A 23,513-nucleotide genomic window follows, 5' to 3' on the forward strand; every position below is an offset into this window, starting at 1 on the left:
CCGACTCCTTATTGAACGGCTTTGCGCGGCAGCGACGGATCGGCCGGCAAGGAAAAAGAACGCAGATCGATCGTCGGCGCACTGTCGGCGCCCAGGCGATGATCCAGAATCAACAGCTTGGCGTGGGCCAGGCCCTGGCTCAGTTGGCCGAGGTACTGTTCCAGCACGAAGGCTTTGCCCGCGCTGGCGTAGGCCTTTTGTTCGGCGGCGAAACGCAGGTCGGCCGCCTGGGCACCGGCATTCACTTCGCGCGCGGTGGCCGTGGCCTGGTCACGGGCGCTGCTGGCTTGCAGCAGGGCCAGGTTGGTTTGTTCGCTGGCGGCGCCGCGTTCGCGGGAGATCAGCGCCTGTGCACCGATCTGCGCAGCTTGCACGCCGTGATAGGCATTAGCGGCGCCGGCCGGTGGGTGGATCGCTTCCACCACCGTGGCGAGGATTTCCACGCCGCTGTCGAGGTGATGCAGATCGGCCTGCACGGCGCGGCCGATCTCGTCAGCGAGGCTGGTGCGTTGCTCGCCGAGCAATTCGTCAAGGGTGCGCGAGGCAAAGTCGTGGACCAGGATGCGGCTGGCGGTGCTGCGGATCAGGGTCGGCACATCCGCGCTGTTGTAGGTGGCGGCCAGCGCGGCGTGGTCGTTGAGGCCGATGCGGTAGACGAAACGCACGTCCATGTTGACGATCTGGAAGCCCTGCTTGTCGCCGCTGCTGCTGGCGATGACCTGGGATTTGTCATTCACGTGGCTGGCGTCCCACAGGCGGTTGGCGATCAGCGGCGCCGGGCCTTCAGCGGCGGCCAGCTCCGGGGCGGCGGCCTCACTGACGCTGGTGGCGAGTTCATGCACCACGCCGTTTTCCACACTGATCACGCGGCCCAGCGGCCAGGGCAGACCGGCATGCAGGCCAGGGCCGAACACCTCCACCGGCTTGCCGAAGCGCTCATAAATCCCACGACCTTGCAGGGGCACTTCGTGCACACCAGTAAGCGCCCAGCCTACCGCCAGCACCACCAGCAACACCGGCAGAAATGCGCGGCGGATGTAGGTAAACGCCCAGATCTGGCGCAGGTCGATGCCGAAGCGGTTGTGCAATTCGTGCTGCAAGGCGAGCAAGGGTTGCGGTGGCCAGCGCAGCAGCCCGGCGATAACGCTTTGCGCCATCAGCCGCGGTTCGAGGCGTGGTTGGCGCGGACTGAACAGCGAAAGGATGGCCCTGAGCAGAAACTCGATGGCGACCAGCGCGGGTAACCCGCCGATCAGCACCGCGAGCCGCAACGGCCAGACCGCTTCGGCACTGGCGAACAGCAGGCAAATTCCACTGAGCACCAGGCAGATAATCGCCACCCGGCTCAACTGCGCCAGCTGCGCGGCTTCCGGCCATTGCACGGCGGTTTCCTGGGCGAGGCGGCGTTCGAACACCAGCAGGCCAAACGCCAAGGCCAGTGCCAACGCGGCACCGATGCTGGCGGATTGACCGACTGCTGCAGCGGGCAGGGCCAGGTTCCAGAACTCGACGACACTGACCAGCGCCAGCAGCGACCAACCGCCGAGCCACACCACCGGCGTACCGATCTGCTGGGCGAAGCGCTCGGTGAAGCGGGCGTAGCGGCTGGTGTCCTCAACCGGCACTTGCGCCGCAGGTTCTTCCAGCGCCTGGGCGCGCCAATCGGCCACCCACCACGCCGACTGCAAACCGGCCACCAGCAACAGCAACGCCGACGCACAGTTGATCAACACCACCGGCCAGATCGACAGCGGCGCGAACAGCGCGACGAACAGCGCCAGTACCCACCCGCACAGCGCCACCGCCGTCAGGCTGATCCCGGCCTGGCGCAATCGACGGGCATGGAACAGCCCCTGCTGAAAACGCGGCAGGCCTTCCACCGAAGCGCCGTCAGCCTCTAGATCCACTTGCATCCACTTACGTCCGCTTGCACACAATTGGTTACGATATAACACGGGGCGTGAAATTTTTGTCCGGTGAATGTCGCTTTCAAACCCAACCACCGATTCCCTGTGGGAGCTGGCTTGCCTGCGATGCTGACAACAAGGTCTTCCAGCAAAACCGAGGTGATTCAATCGCAGGCAAGCCAGCTCCCACATTGATCGTTTCCACTTCTATACCTCGTTGTGCTCGGGAGCGTGACTAAACCCCCATAAACACGCGCCATCACTGGTACAGGCCAGGATTAAGCGGCACACTCCAAGCCAGTTTTTCGCGGGCTCACGGACAAGGAAGCGTCACCTCCCATGATTTCGATCTATCAGCTCAAACCGCGTTTTCAAAACCTGCTGCGCCCCCTCGTGCAGCGCCTCTACGACAACGGCACCACCGCCAACCAGATCACCGTGCTGGCCGGCGTGGTTTCCCTGCTGGTCGGCCTGCTGATCGCCAGCTTCGCCCAACACCTGTGGCTGTTTGCGCTGATCCCGCTGTGGATGATCCTGCGCATGGCCCTCAACGCCATCGACGGCATGCTCGCCCGGGAATTCGGCCAGCAGTCGCGCCTGGGTGCCTACCTCAATGAGTTGTGCGACGTGATTGCCGACAGCGCGCTGATCCTGCCGTTTGCATTGATTCCCGGCGTGAGCCTGGCGCCGGTGCTGCTGGTGGCGTTGCTGGCGGTGTTCAGCGAATACGCCGGGGTGCTCGGGCCGATGGTGGGCGCATCGCGGCGCTACGACGGGCCGATGGGCAAGAGCGATCGGGCGTTTGTGCTCGGCGTGCTGGCCACTGGTGTAGCGCTGGGTTGGCTCGGCGCCAGCTGGGTGGATGGGGTGATGTGGCTGGTCGCCGCCCTGCTTGCCTACACCCTGGTCAACCGGGTGCGCCAAGGCCTCAAAGAACAACAAGACTCCCCTTCTGCATAAGGATTTTGCGATGCGCGAACAACAAGCACACACCTTCAGTACCCACGATGGCGTCGAGCTGTTCTACCGGCACTGGCCGGCCACCGCGGGCGACGGGCCACGCAAGGCCATCGTGTTGTTCCATCGCGGCCATGAGCATTCGGGGCGCATTGCCCATCTGGTCGATGAACTGGACCTGCCACACTTCGACTTCTTCGCCTGGGATGCCCGTGGCCACGGCCAGTCTCCCGGCGAACGCGGCGACAGCCCCAGCTTCGCCACCAGCGCCCGCGACGTGCAAACCTTCTGCGACCACATCGGCGCCACCTATGGCATCGAGGAAGAGAACTTCGCCGTCATCGCCCAAAGCGTCGGCGCGGTGATCGCGGCCACCTGGGTGCATGACTACGCGCCAAAGATCCGCGCGCTGGTGCTCGCCTCGCCGGCGTTCAAGGTCAAGCTCTACGTGCCGTTCGCCCGGCCGGGCCTGGCGTTGATGCGCAAGTTTCGCGGCAACTTTTTCGTCAACAGCTACGTCAAGGCCAAGTTCCTCAGCCATGACCCCGAGCGCGTGGCGTCCTACGACAGCGACCCGCTGATCACCAAGGCGATCTCGGTAAATGTGCTGCTCGGCCTGTACGAAGCGGCCGACCGGGTTGTGGCCGATGCCCAGGCGATCCAGGTGCCGACCCAATTACTGGTGTCCGGCTCGGACTTCGTGGTGCACCGCAAACCCCAGCAGCAATTTTTCGACCGCCTCGGCAGCCTGAAAAAAGAGCTGCACATCCTCCCCGGTTTCTTCCACGACACCCTCGGCGAACGCGACCGCGCCACCGCCGTGAGCAGCGCCAAGCGCTTTATCCTGCAGAACTTCGAACACCCGCTGGACCGCGCCTCGCTGCTCGACGCCGACAAGATCGGCGCCACCTGCGCCGAATCCGAAGCCCTCGCCGCGCCGTTGCCGCGCAACTCCCTGCGCGACCTGTACTGGCGCCTGACCCGCGCCAGCATGGGCCTGGGCAAGAACCTGTCGGACGGGGTCAAGCTGGGCTTCGACACCGGTTTCGACTCCGGCAGCACCCTGGACTACGTGTACCGCAACAAGCCCACCGGCAAGGGCGGGCTGGGGCGGATGATCGACACCAACTACCTCAACTCCATCGGCTGGCGCGGCATCCGCCAGCGCAAGCTGAACGTCGAGGAACTGCTGCGCCTGGCCATGGCCAAGTTGCGTGCCGATGATCGCGAAGTACGCATCGTCGACATCGCCGCCGGCCACGGTCGCTACATTCTGGAAGCCTTGCAGGGCGTTTCGCCGCTGCCGGAGTCGATCCTGCTGCGCGACTACAGCGACATCAATGTGCGTGACGGTGGCGCGCTGATTCGCGAGAAGGGCCTGGGCGACATTGCCCAATTCGTCAAAGGCGATGCATTTGACCGTACGGACCTGGCCGCGCTGGCGCCCAAGCCGACGCTGGCGGTGGTGTCCGGGCTGTACGAATTGTTTGCCGACAACGCCATGGTCGGCGGCTCGCTGGCCGGGCTGGCTGAAGCGGTAGAGCCCGGCGGTTATCTGGTCTACACCGGCCAGCCATGGCACCCGCAACTGGAGCTGATCGCCCGTGCGCTGACCAGCCACCGCCAGGGCCAGGCCTGGGTAATGCGCCGGCGCAGCCAGGCGGAGATGGATCAACTGGTCGAGGCGGCGGGCTTTCGCAAGATCACCCAGCGGGTGGACGAATGGGGCATTTTCACCGTGTCCGTGGCACAGAAGATCTGAACATGCGCGAACCCGGTCTGCTCAAGCCCGCCGTCCTCTGGCTGCTGCTGTTGGCGCCGCTGTTCTTCAGCACCTACGGCTTCGCCACCTGGGTCACCAGCCAGCGCAGCGACGTCGGCACGTTGGTGTTCGACTGGGAAACCCACATGCCCTTCCTGGCGTGGAGCATCGTGCCCTACTGGTCCATCGACCTGCTTTACGGGTTCTCCCTGTTGCTGCCCAACAGCCGGCATGAACTGAAGCAACATGCGCTGCGGCTATTGAGTGCGCAGGTGATTGCCGTGAGTTGCTTCCTGATCTGGCCGCTGCGTTTCACCTTCGAGCGGCCCGAACTGGATGGCGTGTTCGGCTGGCTGTTTGCCGTGCTGGCCGGGTTCGACAAACCGTTCAACCAGGCGCCGTCGCTGCACATCGCGCTGCTGGTGATCCTGTGGGTCATGTACCAGCGCCACACCCAGGGTGTCTGGCGCTGGCTGGTACACGGCTGGTTCGCGTTGATCGGTCTTTCGGTGCTGACCACTTATCAACATCACTTTATCGACTTACCCACAGGCGCCCTCGCCGGCTGGATCTGCGTGTGGCTATGGCCGGTGGAACATCCGAGCCCGCTGCTGAATGCGCGGCTGACGCGGGACCCCAAGCGCTGGCGGCTGGGCGCGCGTTACGGCCTGGGCGCGTTGCTGCTGGCGGTGCTTGCGTTGGCCCTGGGCGGCGGCTGGCTGTGGCTACTGTGGCCGGCGGTGTCCCTGGCCTTGATCAAGGCGAACTACTTCGTGCTGGGCGCCGCAGGCTTCCAGAAGCGCGCCGATGGTCGACTGACACCGGCCGCGCGCTGGCTGTATGCGCCTTACCTGGCGGCGGCGTGGATCAACTCGCGCCTGTGGACACGCAAACATCCACAACCGGACCGGATTGTGGATAACGTCTGGCTCGGGCGCATTCCCACGACCCGCGAGCAGGAGCCCTTCAAGGCCATCGTCGATCTCTGCGCCGAATTGCCGATTAATCCACAGGGACGTGCCTATCAGGCCATCCCCGTGCTGGACCTGATCGCCCCGACGCCCGCCGAATGCCTGCTCGCCGCCGAGGCCATCGAACGCCTGCGCGCCAGTGGCCCGCTGCTGGTGTGTTGCGCCCTGGGCTATTCGCGCAGCGCGACGGCGGTTGCCGCGTGGCTGCTGCACAGCGGGCGGGCCACGACGGTGGAGGATGCGCTGACTATTATTCGTACAGCGCGGGCCGATGTGGTCCTGCACCCCGCTCACCGTGAAGCTTTGGAGGGTTTGCCCCATGCCCGCTGATATGGAACTCCAGGTCGTCGCCAGCCTGCTGCGCCGCGGCCGTTCGCTGGATCAGTTATCCACAGGCCTGACCCTGCTCGGCGTGTTGTTCGGCCTGGCCCAACTGCTGATGGCCAGCATTACGCCAATCTGCCTGCTGCTCAGCCTGTGGATGATTATCCTTGGGCTGCTGCAAAAGTACTGGGCGCTGCGCGTGGCCTTCGATGCCGACCTGTTCGCCCTGCTCGCCCGCGACACCGAACGCACCGCCGACCTCGACCTGGCCCTGCAAACCCTTGGCCTGCAAGCGCCCAAACGCGCCGGCCGGCCCTGGACCGAACGCCGTCGCGGCGCCCTCAAACTGCTGCGCAAACAAGCCTGGTTGCTGGGTGCACAAACGCTGCTGACCCTGGGCGTGATCCTCGCCAGCCCCTGGCTGCCTTTCGCCGGATAAGGAATTCCCATGTTCGAACCCGTGGTCGCCACGCTGATTACCTCCATGGCCCGCACCGTTACCGGCGCCCGCAGCCTGTGGCTGGGCTGCGCACCTGTGCCGGTGCAACGCATCTACTTCGCCAACCACAGCAGCCACGGCGACTTCGTGCTGCTGTGGGCCTCATTGCCGCAAAACCTGCGCAAATTCACGCGCCCGGTGGCCGGTAGCGATTACTGGAGCAAAAGCGCCTTGCGCCGCTACATCATCAACCGTGTGTTCAACGGCGTGCTGATCGACCGCGAGCGCAAGGACCCTGTGGATAACCCGTTGCAGCCCATGTTGACCGCATTGGAAGGCGGCGACTCGCTGATCCTGTTTCCCGAAGGCACGCGCAATCTGGAAGACGGCCTGCTGCCGTTCAAAAGCGGCTTGTATCACTTGGCAAAAAGTTACCCACAGGCCGAACTGGTGCCTGTGTGGATAGCCAACCTCAACCGGGTCATGCCCAAGGGTCGCGTGTTGCCGCTGCCCCTGCTGTGCACCACCAGCTTCGGCACGCCGTTGCATTTGGAAGAAGGCGAAGACAAGACCGCGTTCCTCGCCCGCACCCGTGACGCCCTGCTCGCCCTAGCCCCGGAGCATTCCTGATATGCATAGCCAGACCATAATGCTGTTCGGCGGCATCGGCGCGATCCTGGTGCTCGCCTCGCTGATCGGCCTGATCCTCAAGCTGCGCACCCGTGGCACGCCTAACGCGGTGATCGACAACCTCAACGCACGCATCAACGCCTGGTGGGTGATGGTGGTGGTCATCGGCATCGCCTTCTGGCTCGGCACCGGGGCGGTGATCCTGCTGTTCTACGCGGTGTCGTTCTACGCCCTGCGCGAATTCCTCACCCTCACCCCCACCCGCCGCAGCGACTACCCGGCGCTGGTGGCCGCGTTCTACCTGGCGCTGCCGCTGCAATACCTGCTGATTTACTCGGACTGGTACGGGCTGTTCTCGATCTTCATCCCGGTGTACGTGTTCCTGCTGCTGCCGATCCTCGCCTCCCTCGGCGGCGACAGCACACACTTTTTGGAACGGGCGTCGAAGGTGCAATGGGGCCTGATGATCGCCGTGTTCTGCGTGTCGTTCGTGCCGGCCCTGCTGACCCTCGACATTCCCGGCTACGAGGGCCGCAACCTGCTGCTGATCGCCTACCTGGTGATCGTGGTGCAACTGTCGGACGTGCTCCAGTACGTGTGTGGGAAGTTGTTCGGCAAACACAAGATCGCGCCCAACCTGTCGCCCTCCAAAACCGTGGAAGGCTTTGTCGGCGGGATCTTGCTGTCCTCCCTGATCGGCGCAGCCCTGTGGTGGACCACGCCGTTCAACCCATGGCAGTCGTTCCTGATCGCGCTGTTGATCAACCTGCTGGGGTTTGCTGGCGGCATCGTGATGTCGGCGATCAAGCGCGACCGGGGCGTGAAGGATTGGGGGCACATGATCGAGGGGCATGGCGGCATGCTGGATCGCTTGGACTCGGTGTGTTTTGCCGCGCCGATTTTCTTTCACCTGGTGCGGTTCTGGTGGACCTGAGTCCACCATTCTCCAGCCATCCAAAAATCAAAAATGTGGGAGCGGGCTTGCTCGCGAAGGCGGTGTTTCAGCCACTTGATAGGTTGGCTGACACACCGCCTTCGCGAGCAAGCCCGCTCCCACATAGGCTTTGCGGTGACACCTAAAAACTTTTATGCCTACAGGCTTACAAGGGTCGGTAATTTGTAAGCCTATAGGCTTACAAATCGTGCCAAACTCCGTCAGCAAACCTGCGTGCATTTGTTCTGCGGCAAAGTCTGAAACAAGCACTCCTACCACTCGCGTCCCTTTCTTTCGCAGGACATTTCCGAGAGAATCCCTGCCGCTTGTGCCCTGCCTTTTCGGTAGCTAGTCTGCGTTCGTCACTGCCCATTCAGTGACCGGGTTTAGCAGCTCGAATGTTCAACATTGGGCGCACAAGCGCCATCTCAAGCATGGCGTTTTTTTCTGCCAACGCTTTATGGTGGCTGTGCGCAGGGCACCTTCGGGTGCGTCGGATTCCCAATGTTCCGGCCTGCTAACCTGCGTACAGCTGCCACCCATTGTTTAGCAGCGATGGCTGTCAGCTCCAATTTTCTACATTGGAGTTAACGCAATGAGCAAAGTAAGGCCCGACCCACCCCATCCCTTTTTCATCACCCATCCCGAACTCAGCTTCGAAGACGCCCTGGCTTACGCCTCAGACCTGCTCCAGTGCGCTGAAGCATTAGGTGACTCACCCAAAACCGCCAGCTATCTGGCGAAAATGGCCAAAGTCATGGTGGATCGCTCGCTGGAATGTATGACCCCTTCGTAACATTCCCTCGCCACAAATAATGCGGCGTATCGGTGTCATCTTTTGTATCAAAGACACTGTAAGATACGCCGCACTTAGCCAGGGATGCTCACCATGTTCGACTCGTTCAAAACGATCTGTCGCCGTTTGTACGGTGCATTAACGACTGTGGTGGGCGCCTTGTTCGGCCAATGGAGCCCGCCGTTCTGGCTGCGCGCCATCGGTGATGGCGTGCTGGCGCTCGGTCAGAAGGCCCGCGCTTATCCGCGCCAGGCCGGGGCCGGCGTGCTGGGCCTGGTGCTGCTGGGCGCTGCCGGGTTCTACGGCTGGCAGTGGTATTCCCACCTGCCCAAGCCCCACACCGTGAGTTATTCGCTGCACAAGCCCAACCTCACCGATTACACCCAGCCAACGCCGGTTGTGGATAACTTGCAGGTGCGTTTCGCCGAGTCCGTGGCCCCACTGGCGGCGATTGGCAAGCCGGTGAGCGAAGGCATCACCCTCAAGCCGAGCGTGGCGGGTACGTGGCGCTGGTCCGATGACCGCACCTTGCTGTTCGTGCCGGAGAAAGACTGGCCGATCGACGCCGGTTACACCCTGGACCTGGCGAAGAAAAACCTGCTGGCCGACGGCGTACTGCTCGACCAATACAGTGCCCAGTTCTCCACCCAACCGTTCCGCGCCACCCTGGCGCAAAACGAGCTGTACCAGGACCCGTCCAATCCAACGCTGAAACAGCTGGTGGCGACCTTCCACTTTTCCCACCCAGTGGATGAAGACAGCCTACGCAAACGCGTGACAGTGACCCTTGGCAAAGGCCTGGCCTACCGCGACGCCCAGTTGCCCAATCGGCCGGAAGTGACGTTCGACGAGAAAAAACTCAACGCCTACGTGCGCTCCGCCGCCCTGGCTACACCGCTGGAAAGTACCCCGGTCAGCGCCAAGCTCGACGAAGGCCTCAAGGCCCGCGACGGCGGCAACGCCAGCAACGCGCCGCTGGTGGCGCAAGTCACGGTGCCCGGGCGTTATCGCCTGACATTCACTGGCGCCGAAGTCAGCTTTGTCGACAACCAGCGCGGCGAACCCGAGCCGGTGCTGATGTTCAGCAGCTCTAGCGCCGTAGCCGATGACACCATCGCCGGTAAGGTGCAGGCCTGGCTGCTGCCGGAAAAAGCCGAGGACGATACGCGCCCCTACAACAGCAACGACATCGACGATGCCCTGCTCGCCCGCAGCACCAAGGTCAACCTGACCCACGTGCCCAGCGTCGAACCGTTGAACACCCTGCATGCCTTCAAGTTCAAGGCCCCGGCCGGCCGGGCTATCTATGTGCGCGTGCCCGCCAACCTGGAAGCCATCGGCGGTTATCTGGCGAAGAATCCTACGGCGTCGCTGATCAGCATGCCGGCGTACCCGCGCACGTTGCAGTTCCTGTCTGACGGCGCCCTGCTCAGCCTCAACGGCGAAAAACGCCTGGGCTTCATGGCCCGTGGCGTGCCCGGCGCCCATGTGGAAATCGCCCGCCTGCTGCCCAACCAATTGCAGCATCTGGTGGACCAGAGCAGCGGTAGCTTTGCCCGGCCGAATTTCGGCAACGAGTACTTCGACCGCATGGTGGAACGTCAGACGCTGGACATTCCACTGTCGTCCAATGACCCGGCGAAAACCGTCTACGACAACGTCGACCTCAGCCACTACCTCACCGCCAACGGCGGCCGTCGTGGCATTTTTGTACTCAAGCTCAGCCCCCAGGACGAGCCGGTCGAGCGCACCTTCGAGTACGACCGCAGCAGCACCAGCGACCTGCGCTTTATCGTAGTGACCGACCTGGGCATCATCGCCAAGCGCTCCAGCGATGGCAGCCATGATGTGTACGTACAGTCCATCGGCAACGGTTCGCCGGTGGCCGACGCACAGGTCGACATCATCGGCCGCAACGGCTTGCCCGTGAGCAGCGGGCGCACCGATGGCGAAGGCCACGCGCATTTCGCCAAGCTGGATGAATTGCGCCGTGAGAAAACGCCGCTGATGTATGTCGTCACTCGCGGCAATGACCAATCCTTCCTGCCGATTGCCCGTCAGTCCCAGCAACTGGATTTGTCGCGCTTCGATGTAGGCGGTTTGGAAGAAGACGGTGCGGTTGATCGCCTCAGCGCCTACCTGTTTACCGACCGCGGCCTGTACCGCCCAGGCGAGACCGCGCACCTGGGCATGATCGTGCGCAGCGGCAACTGGAAAGGTGCCCTGCAAGGCCTGCCGGTAGAGTTGCAAATCACCGACCCACGCGGCCTGGAAGTGATTCGCCAGCCGCTGAAGCTGTCCGCCAGTGGTTTTGAAACCTTTGATTTCCCCAGCAGCGAAGTCGCCCCCGCCGGGGACTACACCGCGACCTTGCAGTTGATTGGCCAGAAACAGACCCGCACCGACCTGGGCAGCGTCAGCTTCAAGGTCCGCGACTTTGAACCGGACCGCATGAAAGTCAGCCTGAGCCTGCATGACACTCCCGTGCAGGGCTGGATTCCACCGGACCAAGTGGTCGCCAAAGTCACCGCGATGCACCTGTTCGGCGCCCCGGCGGCCGGGCGTCGGGTGACCGCGAAAATGTCCCTGAGCCCAACGCTCGCGGCATTCGAGCGCTATCCCGATTACCGCTTCCGCCTCAACGATTCCCTGGAAGAGGCCAGCACCGAAGACCTCGCCGAAACCACCGTGGATGACAACGGCCAGGCTCTGCTCGACCTCAACCTGCAACGCTTCGCCAACAGCACCTATCGCCTGCAGGTCATGACCCAGGTGTTCGAAGCCGAAGGCGGGCGCAACGTGGCGGCGCAAAGTGCCTTGTTGGTGTCGTCTGCGCCTTACCTTGTGGGTGTGAAAAGTCAGGACTCGCTGTCGTACGTCGCCAAGGATGCGCCACGCGAGGTGCAATGGCTGGCCGTGGCGCCGGACCTTTCGCCGCTGGCAGTGGAGGGCCTGACCAGCGAAGTGGTCGAGCACCGCTATGTGTCGGTGCTGGTGAAACAGTCCAACGGCACCTACAAGTACGAGTCGCGCATCAAGAACATCAGCCAGCCGGCATCCAAGCTGGTGATGACCCAGGACGGCGCCAGGCAGAGCCTCAACACCGGCACGCCGGGTGATTACACCCTGCAACTGAAAGACGCCAACGGCAACCTGCTCAACCAGATCGACTACAGCGTGGCCGGGCGTGGCAACACCTCGCGCTCCCTGGAGCGCAACGCCGAACTGCAACTGCGCCTGGATAAACGCAGCTACGCCACCGGCGACGAGATCGCCATCAGTATCCGCGCGCCGTACACCGGGGCCGGCTTGATCACCATCGAACGGGACAAGGTCTATACCCAGCAGTGGTTCAGGGCTGACAGCACCAACAGCGTGCAACATATCCGCGTGCCTGCGGGGCTTGAAGGCAATGCCTACGTCAACGTGCAGTTTGTGCGCGACATGGGCTCGGCCGAGGTGTATATGAGCCCGCTGTCCTCCGGCGTGGTGCCCTTCAGTATCAACCTGGATGCGCGACGCATGGCGCTGAAAGTCGAGGGCCCGGCGAAGGTCGAGCCGGGGCAAATGCTCGACATCAAGGTCAACGCCGACCGCCCGGGCCGCGCCGTGGTGTATGCGGTAGACGAAGGCATCCTGCAAGTGGCGCGCTACCAGACGCCGGACCCGTTGGGTTTCTTCTTCCAGAAGCGCGCGCTGGAAGTCGGCACCAGTCAGATCCTTGACCTGATCCTGCCGGAATTCAGCCGCTTGCTCAGTGGGGCAGCGCCCGGTGGCGATACGGAAGGCGCCCTGGCCAATCACCTCAACCCGTTCAAGCGTAAACATCAGCCGCCCGTGGCGTGGTGGTCCGGGTTGGTGGACCTGCCGGCCGGTGAGACTGTGCTGCATTACCAGGTGCCGGACAGTTTCAACGGCAAGCTGCACCTCTTCGCGGTGGCGGTGGACAGCGACAGCGTGGGTGTCAGTGAGGCCAACACCGAGGTGCGTGGGCCGATCGTGATCACACCGAACGTGCCGGCCTTCGTGGCGCCTGGGGATGTGTTCAATGTCAGCGCCGGGGTGTTCAGCAACCTCGACGCCGCGGCCAACGTGAAGTTTGAGGTGCAAACCAGCGACGGCCTCAAGGTGCAGGGCGACAAGGGCAGCACCTTGGCCCTGCAACCGCGCAAGGAAGGCACCGCCGAGTTCAAGATCAAGGTCGGTGAAACCCTGGGTTCGGCCGACCTGCGCTTTGTCGCGGTACTGCCGGATGGCAAGCGTATCCAGGTGGCGGAAACCACTTCGATCCGCCCCCTGAGTGAGCACCGTGTGGCCTTGAGCCTGGGCCGCTTCGACAGCGCCAGCAAAGAGCTCAAGCCAACCCGCGAGCTGTTCAGCCAACTGCGCGACGTACAACTGGGCGTCGCCGCCTCGCCGCTGGTGTGGGCCAACGGTCTCAAGCATTACCTGGATGACTACGGCTACGCCTGCACCGAGCAATTGGTGTCCAAGGCCATGCCCGCGCTGATCTGGGGTGGCAACGCCCCTGAAGCCGAGCAGGCCTTCAGCAGCGCGGTGCGCATGTTGCGCCAACGCCAGAACCAGGCCGGCGGCTTTGGTTTGTGGGCGGCCAACCCGGATGTGGCGCCGTACGCCAGCCTGTATGCCACCGACTTCCTGATCGAAGCCAAGGAGCGTGGGTTGCCGGTGCCGGAAGACCTGCTGGTACGCTCGAACGCGTATCTGACAGATTTGGCCAACGGTCCTAGCGAAGGCCTGTCGGAATTGCGCAACCGTGCCTACGCCAGTTACCTGCTGAGCCGTCAGGGGATTCTGGTGAGCGGTGCCTTGAGTGACATTCGCGAGCGCTACGAGAGCTACTTCAAGGACAGCTGGCAGAACGACCTCGGTGCCGCTTACCTGGCCGCCAGCTACAAGTTGCTCAAGCAGGATCGCCAGGCCGATACCTTGTTCCGCAAGATCCCTTGGCGCGCCCTTGTGGATAAGTGGACCAGCGACGGTATGTACTACGACCCGCTGGTGCACGACGCCGAACACTTGCACCTGCTGGCGCGGCATTTCCCGGAGCTGATGGACGACGTGCCAACGGCGCTGCTGGATAAACTCGGTAAACGCTTGAACGAACAGCGCTACAACTCGCTGTCGGCGGCACTGTTGCTGCGGGCTTTGGATAACTATGGCCAGCGTGCGCAAAGCGACATGACGCTCAAGGCCACGGCCTGGTTGGGCGACAAGCAACAACAGTTGCTGGAAATGGCTGGCCAGCCGCCGCGCGCCGCCGTTCCCGGGGCCACGCAAAAACTGGTCATGGAAAAATCCGACGGCCCGGCCGCGTTCTACATGCTCAGCGAAGCCGGTTTCGACAAGGGCGCCAAGCTCAAGCCGATCAACAACGGCCTGGAGATCATCCACGAGTACCTCGACCTCAAGGGCGACCCGGTGAGCAAGGTCGCAGTGGGCGATGAGTTCCTGGTGCGCTTGCGTCTGCGCGCCACCGATCGCGACCAGGTGCAGCAAGTGGCGGTGGTCGACCTGCTGCCGGGTGGCGTCGAGCCTGTGTATAACTTGCCGCCGGAGCCGGAAGCGGCCAGCAGCGAAGAGAGTGAAGGCGAAGAGTCCGAGTATGTGGAAGAAGACAGCCAGGAAGCCGAAGCCTGGCAAGCGCCCATCGGCGAGACCGAGCTGAGCAACTGGCAGCCGGACTACGTGGATGTACGCGATGATCGAGTGGTGTTGTACGGCACTGCACTGCGCGATGTAGGTACCTTCGTGTACCGCGTGCGCGCCACCAACGCGGGGACGTTCAATACGCCACCGGCCTACGCCGAAGGCATGTACGAAACCACCCTGCAAGGGCGCGGCAAAGTAGGCCATCTTGAAATTACCAAGCCTTAAACGCCTGGCGCCGCCGCTGCTGCTAGCGGCGGTGGTGCTGGCGGGGCTGCGCCTGTGGCCCCACGCCCCGCTGGAACAGGCCGTGACCTCGTCACGGCTGGTGCTGGCCGACGACGGCTCGCTGCTGCGCATGACCTTGGCGGATGACGGCCAATACCGCTTATGGCTACCGCTGGAGCGGATGTCTCCTTCACTGGTCGAAGCCTTGCTGCTCAAGGAAGACCGCAATTTCTACTGGCACCCGGGGATCAATCCCCCGGCTTTGCTGCGTGCGGCCATGGCCACCTACAGCGGTGGCCAGCGTCAGGGCGGTTCGACCTTGAGCATGCAACTGGCGCGGCGCCTATGGGACCTGAACACCCGCCAGGTGCCCGGCAAGTTGCAGCAGATGGCCTTGGCGCTGTGGTTGGAAACGCGCTACAGCAAACACGACATCCTCGAGGCCTACCTGAACCTGGCGCCGATGGGTGGCAATATCGAAGGCGCCGAGGCGGCGAGCCGCATCTACTTTGGCAAGGCCGCCGCGCAATTGTCGTTGTCCGAAGCGCTGGCGCTGGCGGTGATTCCGCAACAGCCGGGGCGGCGCGCGCGTTTCGGGGCGTCGCTGCAAAATGCGCGGCTGCGCTTGATGGCCGACTGGCGCGAGACTTATCCACAAGACCCGCGTAACGACAGTTTGCTGGACTTGCCGCTGGAGGCGCGTAACCGCCAGCAGATCCCGTTTTTGGCGCCGCATTTGAGTGAGCAACTGCTGGCGTCCCAGCCCGGCAATGAGCTGAACAGCACCCTCAACCTGCCGTTGCAGCAACTGCTCGAACGCCTGATCAGCGGCTTTATCGCCGAGCGGCGCAGCACCGGCGTGGAAAATGCCACGGCGATCCTGATCGACAGCCGCGACCAGAGCGTCAAGGCGCTGGTGGGTTCGGCGGATTACTTATCCACAGGCATCCACGGTCAAGTCAACGGCGTGCTGTCGCGGCGCTCGCCGGGCTCCACGCTCAAGCCGTTCCTGTATGGATTGGCGTTGGACCAGGGGGTGATCCACCCCATGAGCATCCTCAAGGACTTGCCCAGTAACTTCGGCTACTTCCAGCCGGAAAATTTCGACGGCAGTTTTGTCGGCCCGCTGACGGCGCGCGATGCATTGATCCGTAGTCGCAATATCCCGGCAGTGTGGCTGGCCAGCCAGGTGAAATCGCCGTCCTTGTATGGATTGCTGCAACGCGCCGGTATCAAGGGCCTGCGTGACGAAAGTCATTACGGCCTGGCTCTGGCCCTCGGCGGCGGCGAGATGACCCCGGAGGAGCTGGCGCGGCTGTACGTGATGCTGGCCGGTGACGGGCATTTGCGGCCGCTGCGTTATTTGCAGGAGCAGCCGCAATCCACCGGGGCGCAACTGCTCACGCCCCAGGCCGCGTTCATGGTGCGCGACATGCTGCGTCGCAACCCGCGCCCGGATGGCTTGCCCGGCCGCCATTGGCGCACCGCGTGGAAAACCGGCACCTCCTGGGGTTTTCACGATGCCTGGAGCGCCGGCCTGGTCGGCCCCTACGTGCTGGTGGTGTGGGTGGGCAACTTCGACGGCCGGCCGAACCCGGCGTTTATCGGCGCCAAGACCGCCGCGCCGCTGTTCTTCCGCATCGCCGACGCCCTGCCCCTGGCGTTGCCCAATGTGGTGATCAAGCCCGACAAGCCGCCCGTCGGGCTGGTACGCATCGACGTCTGCGCCGCCTCCGGCGATTTGCCCAACCGCTGGTGCCCGCAAACCCGCAAGACCTGGTATCTGCCCGGCGTGTCGCCGATTCGAGTATCCAACCTGCATCGCCCGGTGCTGATCGACACGCGCACCGGCAAGGCCGCGTGCCCGCCCTTCGAGGCGCAGTACACCCGTGAAGAAGTCTTCGAATTCTGGCCCAGCGACATACAGCGCCTGTACCGCGCCGCCGGCCTGCCCCGGCGCACGCCGCCCAGCGTGATGAAAAACTGCCAGCCCAACCGCATCAGCGACCAGAGCGAAGCGCCGCAGATCCGCTCACCGCTGACCCAAGTGAGCTATCAACTGCGCCTGTCGCAACCCCAGGAAAGCATCCCGCTGAATGCCAACGCGGCCAGCGATGCGGCGACGCTGTACTGGTTCGCCGATCAAACCTTGATCGGCCAGGGCCCGCCGCAGACCACGCTGAACTGGCGACCGGGCAAATCAGGGGAGTATCGGCTGCGGGTCAGCGATGATCAGGGGCGCAGTGCGAGCCGGGGGTTGCGGGTGGAGTTTGTGCCGTGATCAGCCGCTATGTGACAAGCTCGGTGTAGCTGGACTCCCCACCTCCCGTCGCCCCCGACAACCAACCCCATACAAACGCCAGCGTAGTGCGCCCGGCAGCATCAACGCCGACCGTGCCGCGAGACCAGCCGGCCAATAACTCGCCCTGTGTGGTCACGCACTGAAACAGCAACTCGATCGTATCCTCGCCGGTTACACGCCCGACCTGCTGGCCGATACGAATCCGCCCGCCTTGGTAGGTGCCCCAGATGGCTTCGCCTTCGACTTGGTAATGAAAAACCGTGCCGGCGCCAGAGAGACCTTGGGTGTTGTTTGCGACCGCAAACCGGCGATTGTGCAAACGCTCGCCGATTTGGGAAAGAGGGGTTGGCATCGAGGTCGAATCCTTTCGTCGTGCTGATCCTGGAGACCCGAGGGGCCTCCAGGCTACGCGGGGTTACTCCACCGTCACCGACTTTGCCAGGTTGCGCGGCTGGTCGACGTCGGTGCCTTTGAGCACGGCGACGTAGTACGACAGCAGTTGAAGCGGGATGGTGTAGAGGATCGGCGACAGGATGTCGTGGATGTGTGGGATGTTGATGACGTGGGTGCCTTCGCCGTTGGTCATGCCGGCTTTTTCGTCGGCGAACACCACCAGTTGGCCGCCACGGGCGCGCACTTCCTGCAGGTTGGACTTGAGCTTCTCCAGCAGTTCGTTGTTCGGCGCGACGGTCACCACCGGCATGTCGTCATCCACCAGGGCCAATGGGCCGTGTTTCAGCTCACCGGCTGGGTAGGCTTCAGCGTGGATATAGGAGATTTCCTTGAGCTTGAGGGCGCCTTCCATGGCGACCGGGTATTGCGCGCCACGGCCGAGGAACAGGGTGTGGTTTTTGTCGGCAAACAGTTCGGCGACTTTTTCCACGGTGCTGTCCATGGCCAGGGCTTCGCCCAGACGGGTAGGCAGGCGACGCAGCTCTTCGACCAGGGTGGCTTCGACGCCGGCAGCAAGGGTGCCGCGGACTTGGCCGAGGGACAGGGTCAGCAGCAGCAGGCCGACCAACTGGGTGGTGAAGGCTTTGGTCGAGGCCACGCCGATTTCACGACCGGCCTGGGTCAGCAGGGTCAGGTCGGATTCGCGCACCAGGGAGCTGATGCTGACGTTGCAGATCGCCAGGCTGGCGAGGAAGCCCAGTTCCTTGGCATTGCGCAGGGCGGCCAGGGTGTCGGCGGTTTCGCCGGACTGGGAGATGGTCACGAACAGGGTATCGGGCTGCACCACGACCTTGCGGTAGCGGAACTCGCTGGCGACTTCGACCTGGCACGGGATGCCGGCCAGTTCTTCCAGCCAGTAACGGGCGACCATGCCGGCGTGGTAGCTGGTGCCGCAGGCGACGATCTGCACATTGTGCACTTTGGCGAACAGCTCGGCCGCTTGCGGGCCGAAAGCGTTGACCAGCACCTGGTGCTGGCTCAGGCGCCCTTCCAGGGTGCGTTGCACCACGGCTGGTTGCTCGTGGATTTCCTTGAGCATGAAGTGGCGGAATTCGCCCTTGTCGGCAGCCTCGGCACCGTCGCGGTACTGCACGGCTTCACGCTCGACGGAGTTGCCGTTTACGTCCCAGATCTGCACGCTTTCACGACGGATGTCGGCAATATCGCCTTCTTCCAGGTACATGAAGCGGTCGGTGACCTGACGCAGGGCCAGTTGGTCGGAAGCGAGGAAGTTTTCCCCCAGGCCCAGGCCGATCACCAACGGGCTGCCACTGCGGGCGGCAACGACGCGGTCCGGTTGGCTGGCGCAGACCACGGCCAGGCCGTAGGCACCATGCAGTTCCTTGACCGTGGCCTTGAGGGCGGCGGTCAGGTCGCTGTGGTCCTTGAGTTTGTGGTTGAGCAGGTGGGCGATGACTTCGGTGTCGGTGTCCGAGGTGAACACGTAGCCCAGGCCCTTGAGTTGGTCGCGCAGCACTTCGTGGTTTTCGATGATGCCGTTGTGCACCACGGCCAGGTCGCCGGAGAAATGCGGGTGGGCGTTGCGTTCGCACGGAGCGCCGTGAGTGGCCCAGCGGGTATGGGCGATGCCCAGGCGGCCAACCAGCGGCTCGCCGTTCAAGGCTTGTTCCAACTCGCTGACCTTGCCCGGACGGCGCGTGCGCTCCAGCTTGCCGGCGTTGGTGAAGACGGCTACACCGGCGCTGTCATAGCCACGGTATTCCAGGCGCTTGAGGCCTTCGATCAGGATCGGGGTGATGTTGCGTTCAGCGACTGCGCCTACGATGCCACACATGGTGTTTCTCCTAGATGATTGCCGCGCATATCAGCGTAATGCCGCGGGCTTGGATCTGGTCGCGGGCCTCAAGCGGCAGGCGATCATCGGTGATCAGGGTATGGACGCTGCTCCAGGGCAGTTCCAGGTTGGGAATCTTGCGGCCGATCTTGTCGGATTCGACCATCACCACCACTTCACGGGCGACCTCGGCCATCACACGGCTCAGGCCCAGCAGTTCGTTGAAGGTGGTGGTGCCGCGCTGCAAATCGATGCCGTCGGCGCCGATGAACAGCTGATCAAAGTCATAGGACCGCAGCACCTGTTCGGCGACCTGGCCTTGGAACGAGTCCGAATGCGGGTCCCAGGTGCCGCCGGTCATCAGCAGCACGGGCTCGTGTTCCAGTTCGCTCAAGGCGCTGGCCACGTGCAGGGAGTTGGTCATCACCACCAGGCCGGGCTGGTGGCCCAGTTCAGGGATCATCGCGGCGGTGGTGCTGCCGCTGTCGATGATGATGCGTGCGTGCTCACGCAGGCGCATCACGGCGGCACGGGCGATGGCGCGCTTGTACACCGAAATGGGCTGAGCGGCATCGCCTACCAGTTCCTGGGGCATGGTGATGGCGCCACCGTAGCGACGCAGCAACAGGCCGTTGCTTTCGAGAGCGGCCAGGTCCTTGCGGATGGTCACTTCCGACGTTTCGAAATGCTTGGCCAATGCGTCCACGCTGACTTCGCCCTGTTCATTGAGCAAAGCCAGGATATTGTGGCGGCGTTGGGGTGTATTTCGTTTCGACATGGTGATGATAAGTTTCGTTTCGAAAGATAACGAAGGCAATCAAAACCTATTGGCGAAAGATCGTCAAGCGGGGCGTGGTAAATTTCTGGAAAAATCCCCAACCAGATGTGGGAGCTGGCTTGCCTGCGATAGCGGTGTATCAGCTTGCACATCAGTGGCTGATAGATCGCTATCGCAGGCAAGCCAGCTCCCACAGGGGATCGCGCTGGCCAGGCGAGCTGTGGATAACTCAGCTCTTTTTGATTTTGACCGGGCGTTTCCAGCCATCGATGTTGCGCTGGCGAGCGCGGGCGACGCCGAGCTGCAAGTTATCCACATCCTGGTTGATGGTGGAGCCGGCCGCGGTGGTGGCGCCATCGCCGACTCTCACCGGGGCAACCAACGAGTTGTTGGAACCAATGAACACGTCTTCGCCCAACACAGTCTGGTGCTTGTTGGCGCCATCGTAGTTGCAGGTGATGGTGCCCGCGCCGATATTGGTGCGCGCGCCGATCACGGCATCGCCCAGGTAAGTCAGGTGACCGGCCTTGGCGCCCTCGCCCAGGTGGGCGTTTTTCAGTTCGACGAAGTTACCCACATGGGCCTTGGCCTCCAACACGCTGCCCGGACGCAAGCGTGCGAACGGGCCGGCATCGCTGCCCTCGCCCATCACGGCACCTTCCAGGTGGCTGTTGGCCTTGATCACCACGCCTTTGCGCAGGGTGCTGTCCTTGATGACGCAGTTGGGGCCGATGATCACGTCGTCTTCGATGATTACGCGGCCTTCGAGGATCACGTTGATGTCGATCAGCACATCGCGGCCCACGGTGACTTCACCACGCACATCGAAGCGCGCCGGGTCGCGCAGGGTCACGCCCTGGGCCATCAGGCGGCGGCCTTCGCGCAGTTGGTAGTGACGCTCCAGTTCGGCGAGTTGCTTGCGGTCGTTGGCGCCCTGCACTTCCATCGGGTCGTGGGGTTGCTCGGTGGCGACCAGCAGACCATCACTCACGGCCATCTCGATGACGTCGGTGAGGTAGTACTCGCCCTGGGCGTTGTTGTTGGACAGGCGGCTCATCCAGTCGGCGAGCTTATTGCCAGGCACCGCCATGATTCCGGTGTTGCCTTCGGTGATGGCGCGCTGGGCTTCGCTGGCGTCTTTATGCTCGACGATGGCCGCGACCTTGCCGTCAGCGTTGCGCACGATACGGCCGTAGCCGGTCGGATCAGCCAGTTCGACTGTGAGCAGGCCCATCTGGCCGGGTACCACGTGCTTGAGCAGGCGTTGCAGGGTTTCCACTTCGATCAGCGGCACGTCGCCGTAGAGGATCAGCACGGTGTCGGCCGTGATGAACGGCACGGCTTGCGCGGTGGCGTGGCCGGTGCCGAGTTGCTTGTCTTGCAATACGAAATTCAGGTCGTCCGCAGCCAGGCGTTCACGTACCACATCGGCACCGTGGCCGATGACCACGTGAATACGCTGCGGATCAAGTTGCCGGGCGCTGTGGATAACATGGCCAAGCATGGAGTTGCCGGCAACCGGGTGCAGCACCTTGGGCAGTGCCGAACGCATGCGAGTGCCCTGGCCTGCGGCGAGAATGACGATTTCAAGAGACATGAATGGCTACCAATCCTGAGCGGTCCGGCGTCAGACCAAAGAAGTGTTTTGCAAAAAAAGAAAAAGGGTAGCCGAGGCTACCCTTTTTAATCAAATCACACATGAAGCATGACGGCTGGGCCGCTTACTTCTTGCGGATCTGCTGGAGCGTGCGCAGCTGGGCTGCAGCCTCGGCCAGACGTACAGCAGCAGCGCTGTAGTCGAAGTCCGCACCCTTTTCATTCAGGGCCTTCTCAGCAGCCTTGACGGCTTCCTGAGCGGAGGCTTCATCCAGGTCGCCAGCACGTTGCACGGTGTCGGCAAGTACCTTGACCATGTTCGGCTGAACCTCGAGGAAACCACCGGAGATGTAGAACACCTCCTTTTCCCCGCCTTGCTTGGTCAGAGTGATCGGACCTGGCTTCAAGCTGGTGATCAACGGCGCGTGACCCATGGCAATACCAAGGTCACCGAGTTCGCCGTGTGCAATCACCATCTCTACCAGACCGGAGAAGATTTCCCCTTCCGCGCTGACGATATCGCAATGGACTGTCATAGCCATCTGATTGCCTCAACCTGATGAGCGCCCGTTTCCGGGCGCTTGGATTACAGTTTCTTGGCTTTCTCGATCGCTTCTTCGATGCCGCCGACCATGTAGAACGCTTGTTCTGGCAGGTGGTCGTAGTCACCGTTGAGGATGCCTTTGAAGCCAGCAATGGTGTCTTTCAGGGAAACGTATTTACCCGAAGCACCGGTGAAGACTTCAGCCACGAAGAACGGCTGCGACAAGAAGCGCTGGATCTTACGAGCACGGTTTACCAACTGCTTGTCGGCTTCCGACAGCTCGTCCATACCCAGGATCGCAATGATGTCCTTCAGTTCTTTGTAACGCTGCAGCACGTACTGAACGCCGCGAGCGGTGTCGTAGTGCTCCTGGCCGATCACGTTCGGGTCCAGCTGGCGCGAAGTCGAGTCGAGTGGATCGACCGCTGGGTAGATACCCAGGGAAGCGATGTCACGGGACAGAACGACGGTGGCGTCCAAGTGGGCGAAGGTGGTCGCTGGCGACGGGTCGGTCAAGTCATCCGCAGGTACGTATACCGCTTGGATCGAAGTGATCGAACCTTCCTTGGTCGAAGTGATACGTTCTTGCAGAACGCCCATCTCTTCAGCCAGGGTCGGCTGGTAACCTACTGCCGAAGGCATACGGCCCAGCAGTGCGGATACTTCAGTACCGGCCAGGGTGTAACGGTAGATGTTGTCGACGAACAGCAGAACGTCGTTACCTTCGTCACGGAACTTCTCGGCCATGGTCAGGCCAGTCAGTGCTACGCGCAGACGGTTTCCCGGCGGCTCGTTCATCTGACCGTAAACCAGTGCCACTTTGTCCAGAACGTTGGAGTCCTTCATCTCGTGGTAGAAGTCGTTACCCTCACGAGTACGCTCACCCACACCGGCGAACACGGAATAACCGCTGTGCTCGATGGCGATGTTACGGATCAGTTCCATCATGTTTACGGTCTTGCCTACACCGGCACCACCGAACAGACCGACTTTACCGCCCTTGGCGAACGGGCAAACCAGGTCGATAACCTTGATGCCGGTTTCCAGCAGGTCGTTGCCGCCAGCTTGTTCGGCGAACGAAGGTGCTGGACGGTGAATGCCCCAGCGCTCTTCGGTGTCGATCGGGCCGGCTTCGTCGATTGGGTTGCCCAGTACGTCCATGATCCGGCCCAGGGTCGCTTTACCGACCGGTACGGAGATGGCTGCGCCAGAGTCGATAACGTCCAGACCGCGCTTCAAGCCTTCGGTGGAACCCATCGCAATGGTACGAACTACGCCGTCGCCCAGCTGTTGCTGAACTTCCAGAGTAGTTTCCGCGCCTTGTACTTTCAGCGCGTTGTAGATGCTCGGTACGCTGTCGCGTGGAAATTCCACGTCGATAACGGCGCCGATGATTTGAACGATACGTCCGCTACTCATAGCTGGAT

The 23,513-nt window shown here is 62.8% G+C and carries 16 protein-coding genes; 9 read left to right on the plus strand and 7 right to left on the minus strand.

Going from position 1 to position 23,513, the window contains the following annotated elements:
• Positions 1 to 8: 8 nt before the first annotated feature.
• Positions 9 to 1,913, minus strand: a complete 1,905-nt coding sequence (gene hflK / locus IB241_RS09260) for a protease modulator HflK (RefSeq protein ID WP_192298110.1) — start codon at positions 1,911 to 1,913, stop codon at positions 9 to 11.
• A gap of 333 nt (positions 1,914 to 2,246) precedes the next feature.
• On the opposite strand from hflK, the gene IB241_RS09265 reads away from it, so the two are divergent.
• From IB241_RS09265 to pbpC, 9 genes are all read left to right on the plus strand, one after another.
• On the plus strand, positions 2,247 to 2,867 hold the full coding sequence (locus IB241_RS09265; protein ID WP_192298111.1) for a CDP-alcohol phosphatidyltransferase family protein: 621 nt from the start codon (positions 2,247 to 2,249) through the stop codon (positions 2,865 to 2,867).
• A 10-nt stretch (positions 2,868 to 2,877) separates the two neighbouring features.
• Positions 2,878 to 4,626: a bifunctional alpha/beta hydrolase/class I SAM-dependent methyltransferase gene (locus IB241_RS09270; protein ID WP_192298112.1), complete on the plus strand. Its 1,749-nt coding sequence runs from the start codon at positions 2,878 to 2,880 to the stop codon at positions 4,624 to 4,626.
• A 2-nt stretch (positions 4,627 to 4,628) separates the two neighbouring features.
• Positions 4,629 to 5,927 carry a phosphatase PAP2/dual specificity phosphatase family protein gene (locus IB241_RS09275; protein ID WP_192298113.1) on the plus strand — a complete coding sequence of 433 codons (1,299 nt, stop codon included), beginning with the start codon at positions 4,629 to 4,631 and terminating at the stop codon, positions 5,925 to 5,927.
• A complete protein-coding gene (locus tag IB241_RS09280) occupies positions 5,917 to 6,360 on the plus strand; it encodes a hypothetical protein (RefSeq protein WP_192298114.1) in 444 nt (147 codons plus the stop codon). The genes IB241_RS09275 and IB241_RS09280 overlap by 11 nt, the downstream gene beginning before the upstream one ends.
• A gap of 9 nt (positions 6,361 to 6,369) precedes the next feature.
• Positions 6,370 to 6,990 (plus strand): lysophospholipid acyltransferase family protein, encoded by a 621-nt coding sequence (locus IB241_RS09285; protein ID WP_192298115.1) that lies wholly within the window; start codon positions 6,370 to 6,372, stop codon positions 6,988 to 6,990.
• Position 6,991: 1 nt separating this feature from the next.
• A complete protein-coding gene (locus IB241_RS09290) occupies positions 6,992 to 7,924 on the plus strand; it encodes a phosphatidate cytidylyltransferase (RefSeq protein ID WP_192298116.1) in 933 nt (310 codons plus the stop codon).
• 595 nt (positions 7,925 to 8,519) lie between these two features.
• A complete protein-coding gene (locus IB241_RS09295; RefSeq protein WP_192298117.1) occupies positions 8,520 to 8,720 on the plus strand; it encodes a DUF3077 domain-containing protein in 201 nt (66 codons plus the stop codon).
• Positions 8,721 to 8,813: 93 nt separating this feature from the next.
• On the plus strand, positions 8,814 to 14,618 hold the full coding sequence (locus IB241_RS09300; protein ID WP_192298118.1) for an alpha-2-macroglobulin: 5,805 nt from the start codon (positions 8,814 to 8,816) through the stop codon (positions 14,616 to 14,618).
• Positions 14,599 to 16,899, plus strand: a complete 2,301-nt coding sequence (pbpC, locus tag IB241_RS09305) for a penicillin-binding protein 1C (protein WP_192298119.1) — start codon at positions 14,599 to 14,601, stop codon at positions 16,897 to 16,899. Before IB241_RS09300 ends, pbpC begins: the two co-directional genes overlap by 20 nt.
• 7 nt (positions 16,900 to 16,906) lie before the next feature.
• Here the strand turns inward: pbpC and IB241_RS09310 are convergent, their stop codons facing one another.
• From IB241_RS09310 to atpD, 6 genes are all read right to left on the minus strand, one after another.
• Positions 16,907 to 17,272, minus strand: coding sequence for a hypothetical protein (locus IB241_RS09310; RefSeq protein ID WP_192298120.1), 366 nt, complete (start codon positions 17,270 to 17,272; stop codon positions 16,907 to 16,909).
• Positions 17,273 to 17,335: 63 nt separating this feature from the next.
• Entirely contained in the window at positions 17,336 to 19,168 is a 1,833-nt protein-coding gene (gene glmS, locus IB241_RS09315; protein WP_192298121.1) for a glutamine--fructose-6-phosphate transaminase (isomerizing), read from the minus strand.
• A gap of 10 nt (positions 19,169 to 19,178) precedes the next feature.
• Entirely contained in the window at positions 19,179 to 19,946 is a 768-nt protein-coding gene (locus tag IB241_RS09320; RefSeq protein ID WP_192298122.1) for a DeoR/GlpR family DNA-binding transcription regulator, read from the minus strand.
• A gap of 229 nt (positions 19,947 to 20,175) precedes the next feature.
• Entirely contained in the window at positions 20,176 to 21,543 is a 1,368-nt protein-coding gene (glmU, locus tag IB241_RS09325; protein ID WP_192298123.1) for a bifunctional UDP-N-acetylglucosamine diphosphorylase/glucosamine-1-phosphate N-acetyltransferase GlmU, read from the minus strand.
• 124 nt (positions 21,544 to 21,667) lie between these two features.
• Positions 21,668 to 22,084 (minus strand): F0F1 ATP synthase subunit epsilon, encoded by a 417-nt coding sequence (locus tag IB241_RS09330; protein WP_003177061.1) that lies wholly within the window; start codon positions 22,082 to 22,084, stop codon positions 21,668 to 21,670.
• Between the two features lie 44 nt (positions 22,085 to 22,128).
• Complete coding sequence (gene atpD, locus IB241_RS09335) at positions 22,129 to 23,505, minus strand: F0F1 ATP synthase subunit beta (protein ID WP_003177062.1); 1,377 nt, start codon at positions 23,503 to 23,505, stop codon at positions 22,129 to 22,131.
• Between the last annotated feature and the right edge of the window lie 8 nt (positions 23,506 to 23,513).

The sequence above is a fragment of the Pseudomonas sp. PDM05 genome (assembly GCF_014851685.1).
GTDB lineage: Bacteria > Pseudomonadota > Gammaproteobacteria > Pseudomonadales > Pseudomonadaceae > Aquipseudomonas.

Bases quoted from the DNA above. Each gene is read 5' to 3' on its own strand.
- IB241_RS09330 (WP_003177061.1), bottom strand. From the start codon at position 22,084: ATGGCTATGACAGTCCATTGCGATATCGTCAGCGCGGAAGGGGAAATC.
- IB241_RS09310 (WP_192298120.1), bottom strand. From the start codon at position 17,272: ATGCCAACCCCTCTTTCCCAAATCGGCGAGCGTTTGCACAATCGCCGG.
- hflK (WP_192298110.1), bottom strand. From the start codon at position 1,913: ATGCAAGTGGATCTAGAGGCTGACGGCGCTTCGGTGGAAGGCCTGCCG.
- glmS (WP_192298121.1), bottom strand. From the start codon at position 19,168: ATGTGTGGCATCGTAGGCGCAGTCGCTGAACGCAACATCACCCCGATC.
- IB241_RS09285 (WP_192298115.1), top strand. From the start codon at position 6,370: ATGTTCGAACCCGTGGTCGCCACGCTGATTACCTCCATGGCCCGCACC.
- IB241_RS09280 (WP_192298114.1), top strand. From the start codon at position 5,917: ATGCCCGCTGATATGGAACTCCAGGTCGTCGCCAGCCTGCTGCGCCGC.
- IB241_RS09275 (WP_192298113.1), top strand. From the start codon at position 4,629: ATGCGCGAACCCGGTCTGCTCAAGCCCGCCGTCCTCTGGCTGCTGCTG.
- IB241_RS09270 (WP_192298112.1), top strand. From the start codon at position 2,878: ATGCGCGAACAACAAGCACACACCTTCAGTACCCACGATGGCGTCGAG.
- IB241_RS09320 (WP_192298122.1), bottom strand. From the start codon at position 19,946: ATGTCGAAACGAAATACACCCCAACGCCGCCACAATATCCTGGCTTTG.
- IB241_RS09290 (WP_192298116.1), top strand. From the start codon at position 6,992: ATGCATAGCCAGACCATAATGCTGTTCGGCGGCATCGGCGCGATCCTG.
- IB241_RS09265 (WP_192298111.1), top strand. From the start codon at position 2,247: ATGATTTCGATCTATCAGCTCAAACCGCGTTTTCAAAACCTGCTGCGC.
- glmU (WP_192298123.1), bottom strand. From the start codon at position 21,543: ATGTCTCTTGAAATCGTCATTCTCGCCGCAGGCCAGGGCACTCGCATG.
- IB241_RS09300 (WP_192298118.1), top strand. From the start codon at position 8,814: ATGTTCGACTCGTTCAAAACGATCTGTCGCCGTTTGTACGGTGCATTA.
- atpD (WP_003177062.1), bottom strand. From the start codon at position 23,505: ATGAGTAGCGGACGTATCGTTCAAATCATCGGCGCCGTTATCGACGTG.
- IB241_RS09295 (WP_192298117.1), top strand. From the start codon at position 8,520: ATGAGCAAAGTAAGGCCCGACCCACCCCATCCCTTTTTCATCACCCAT.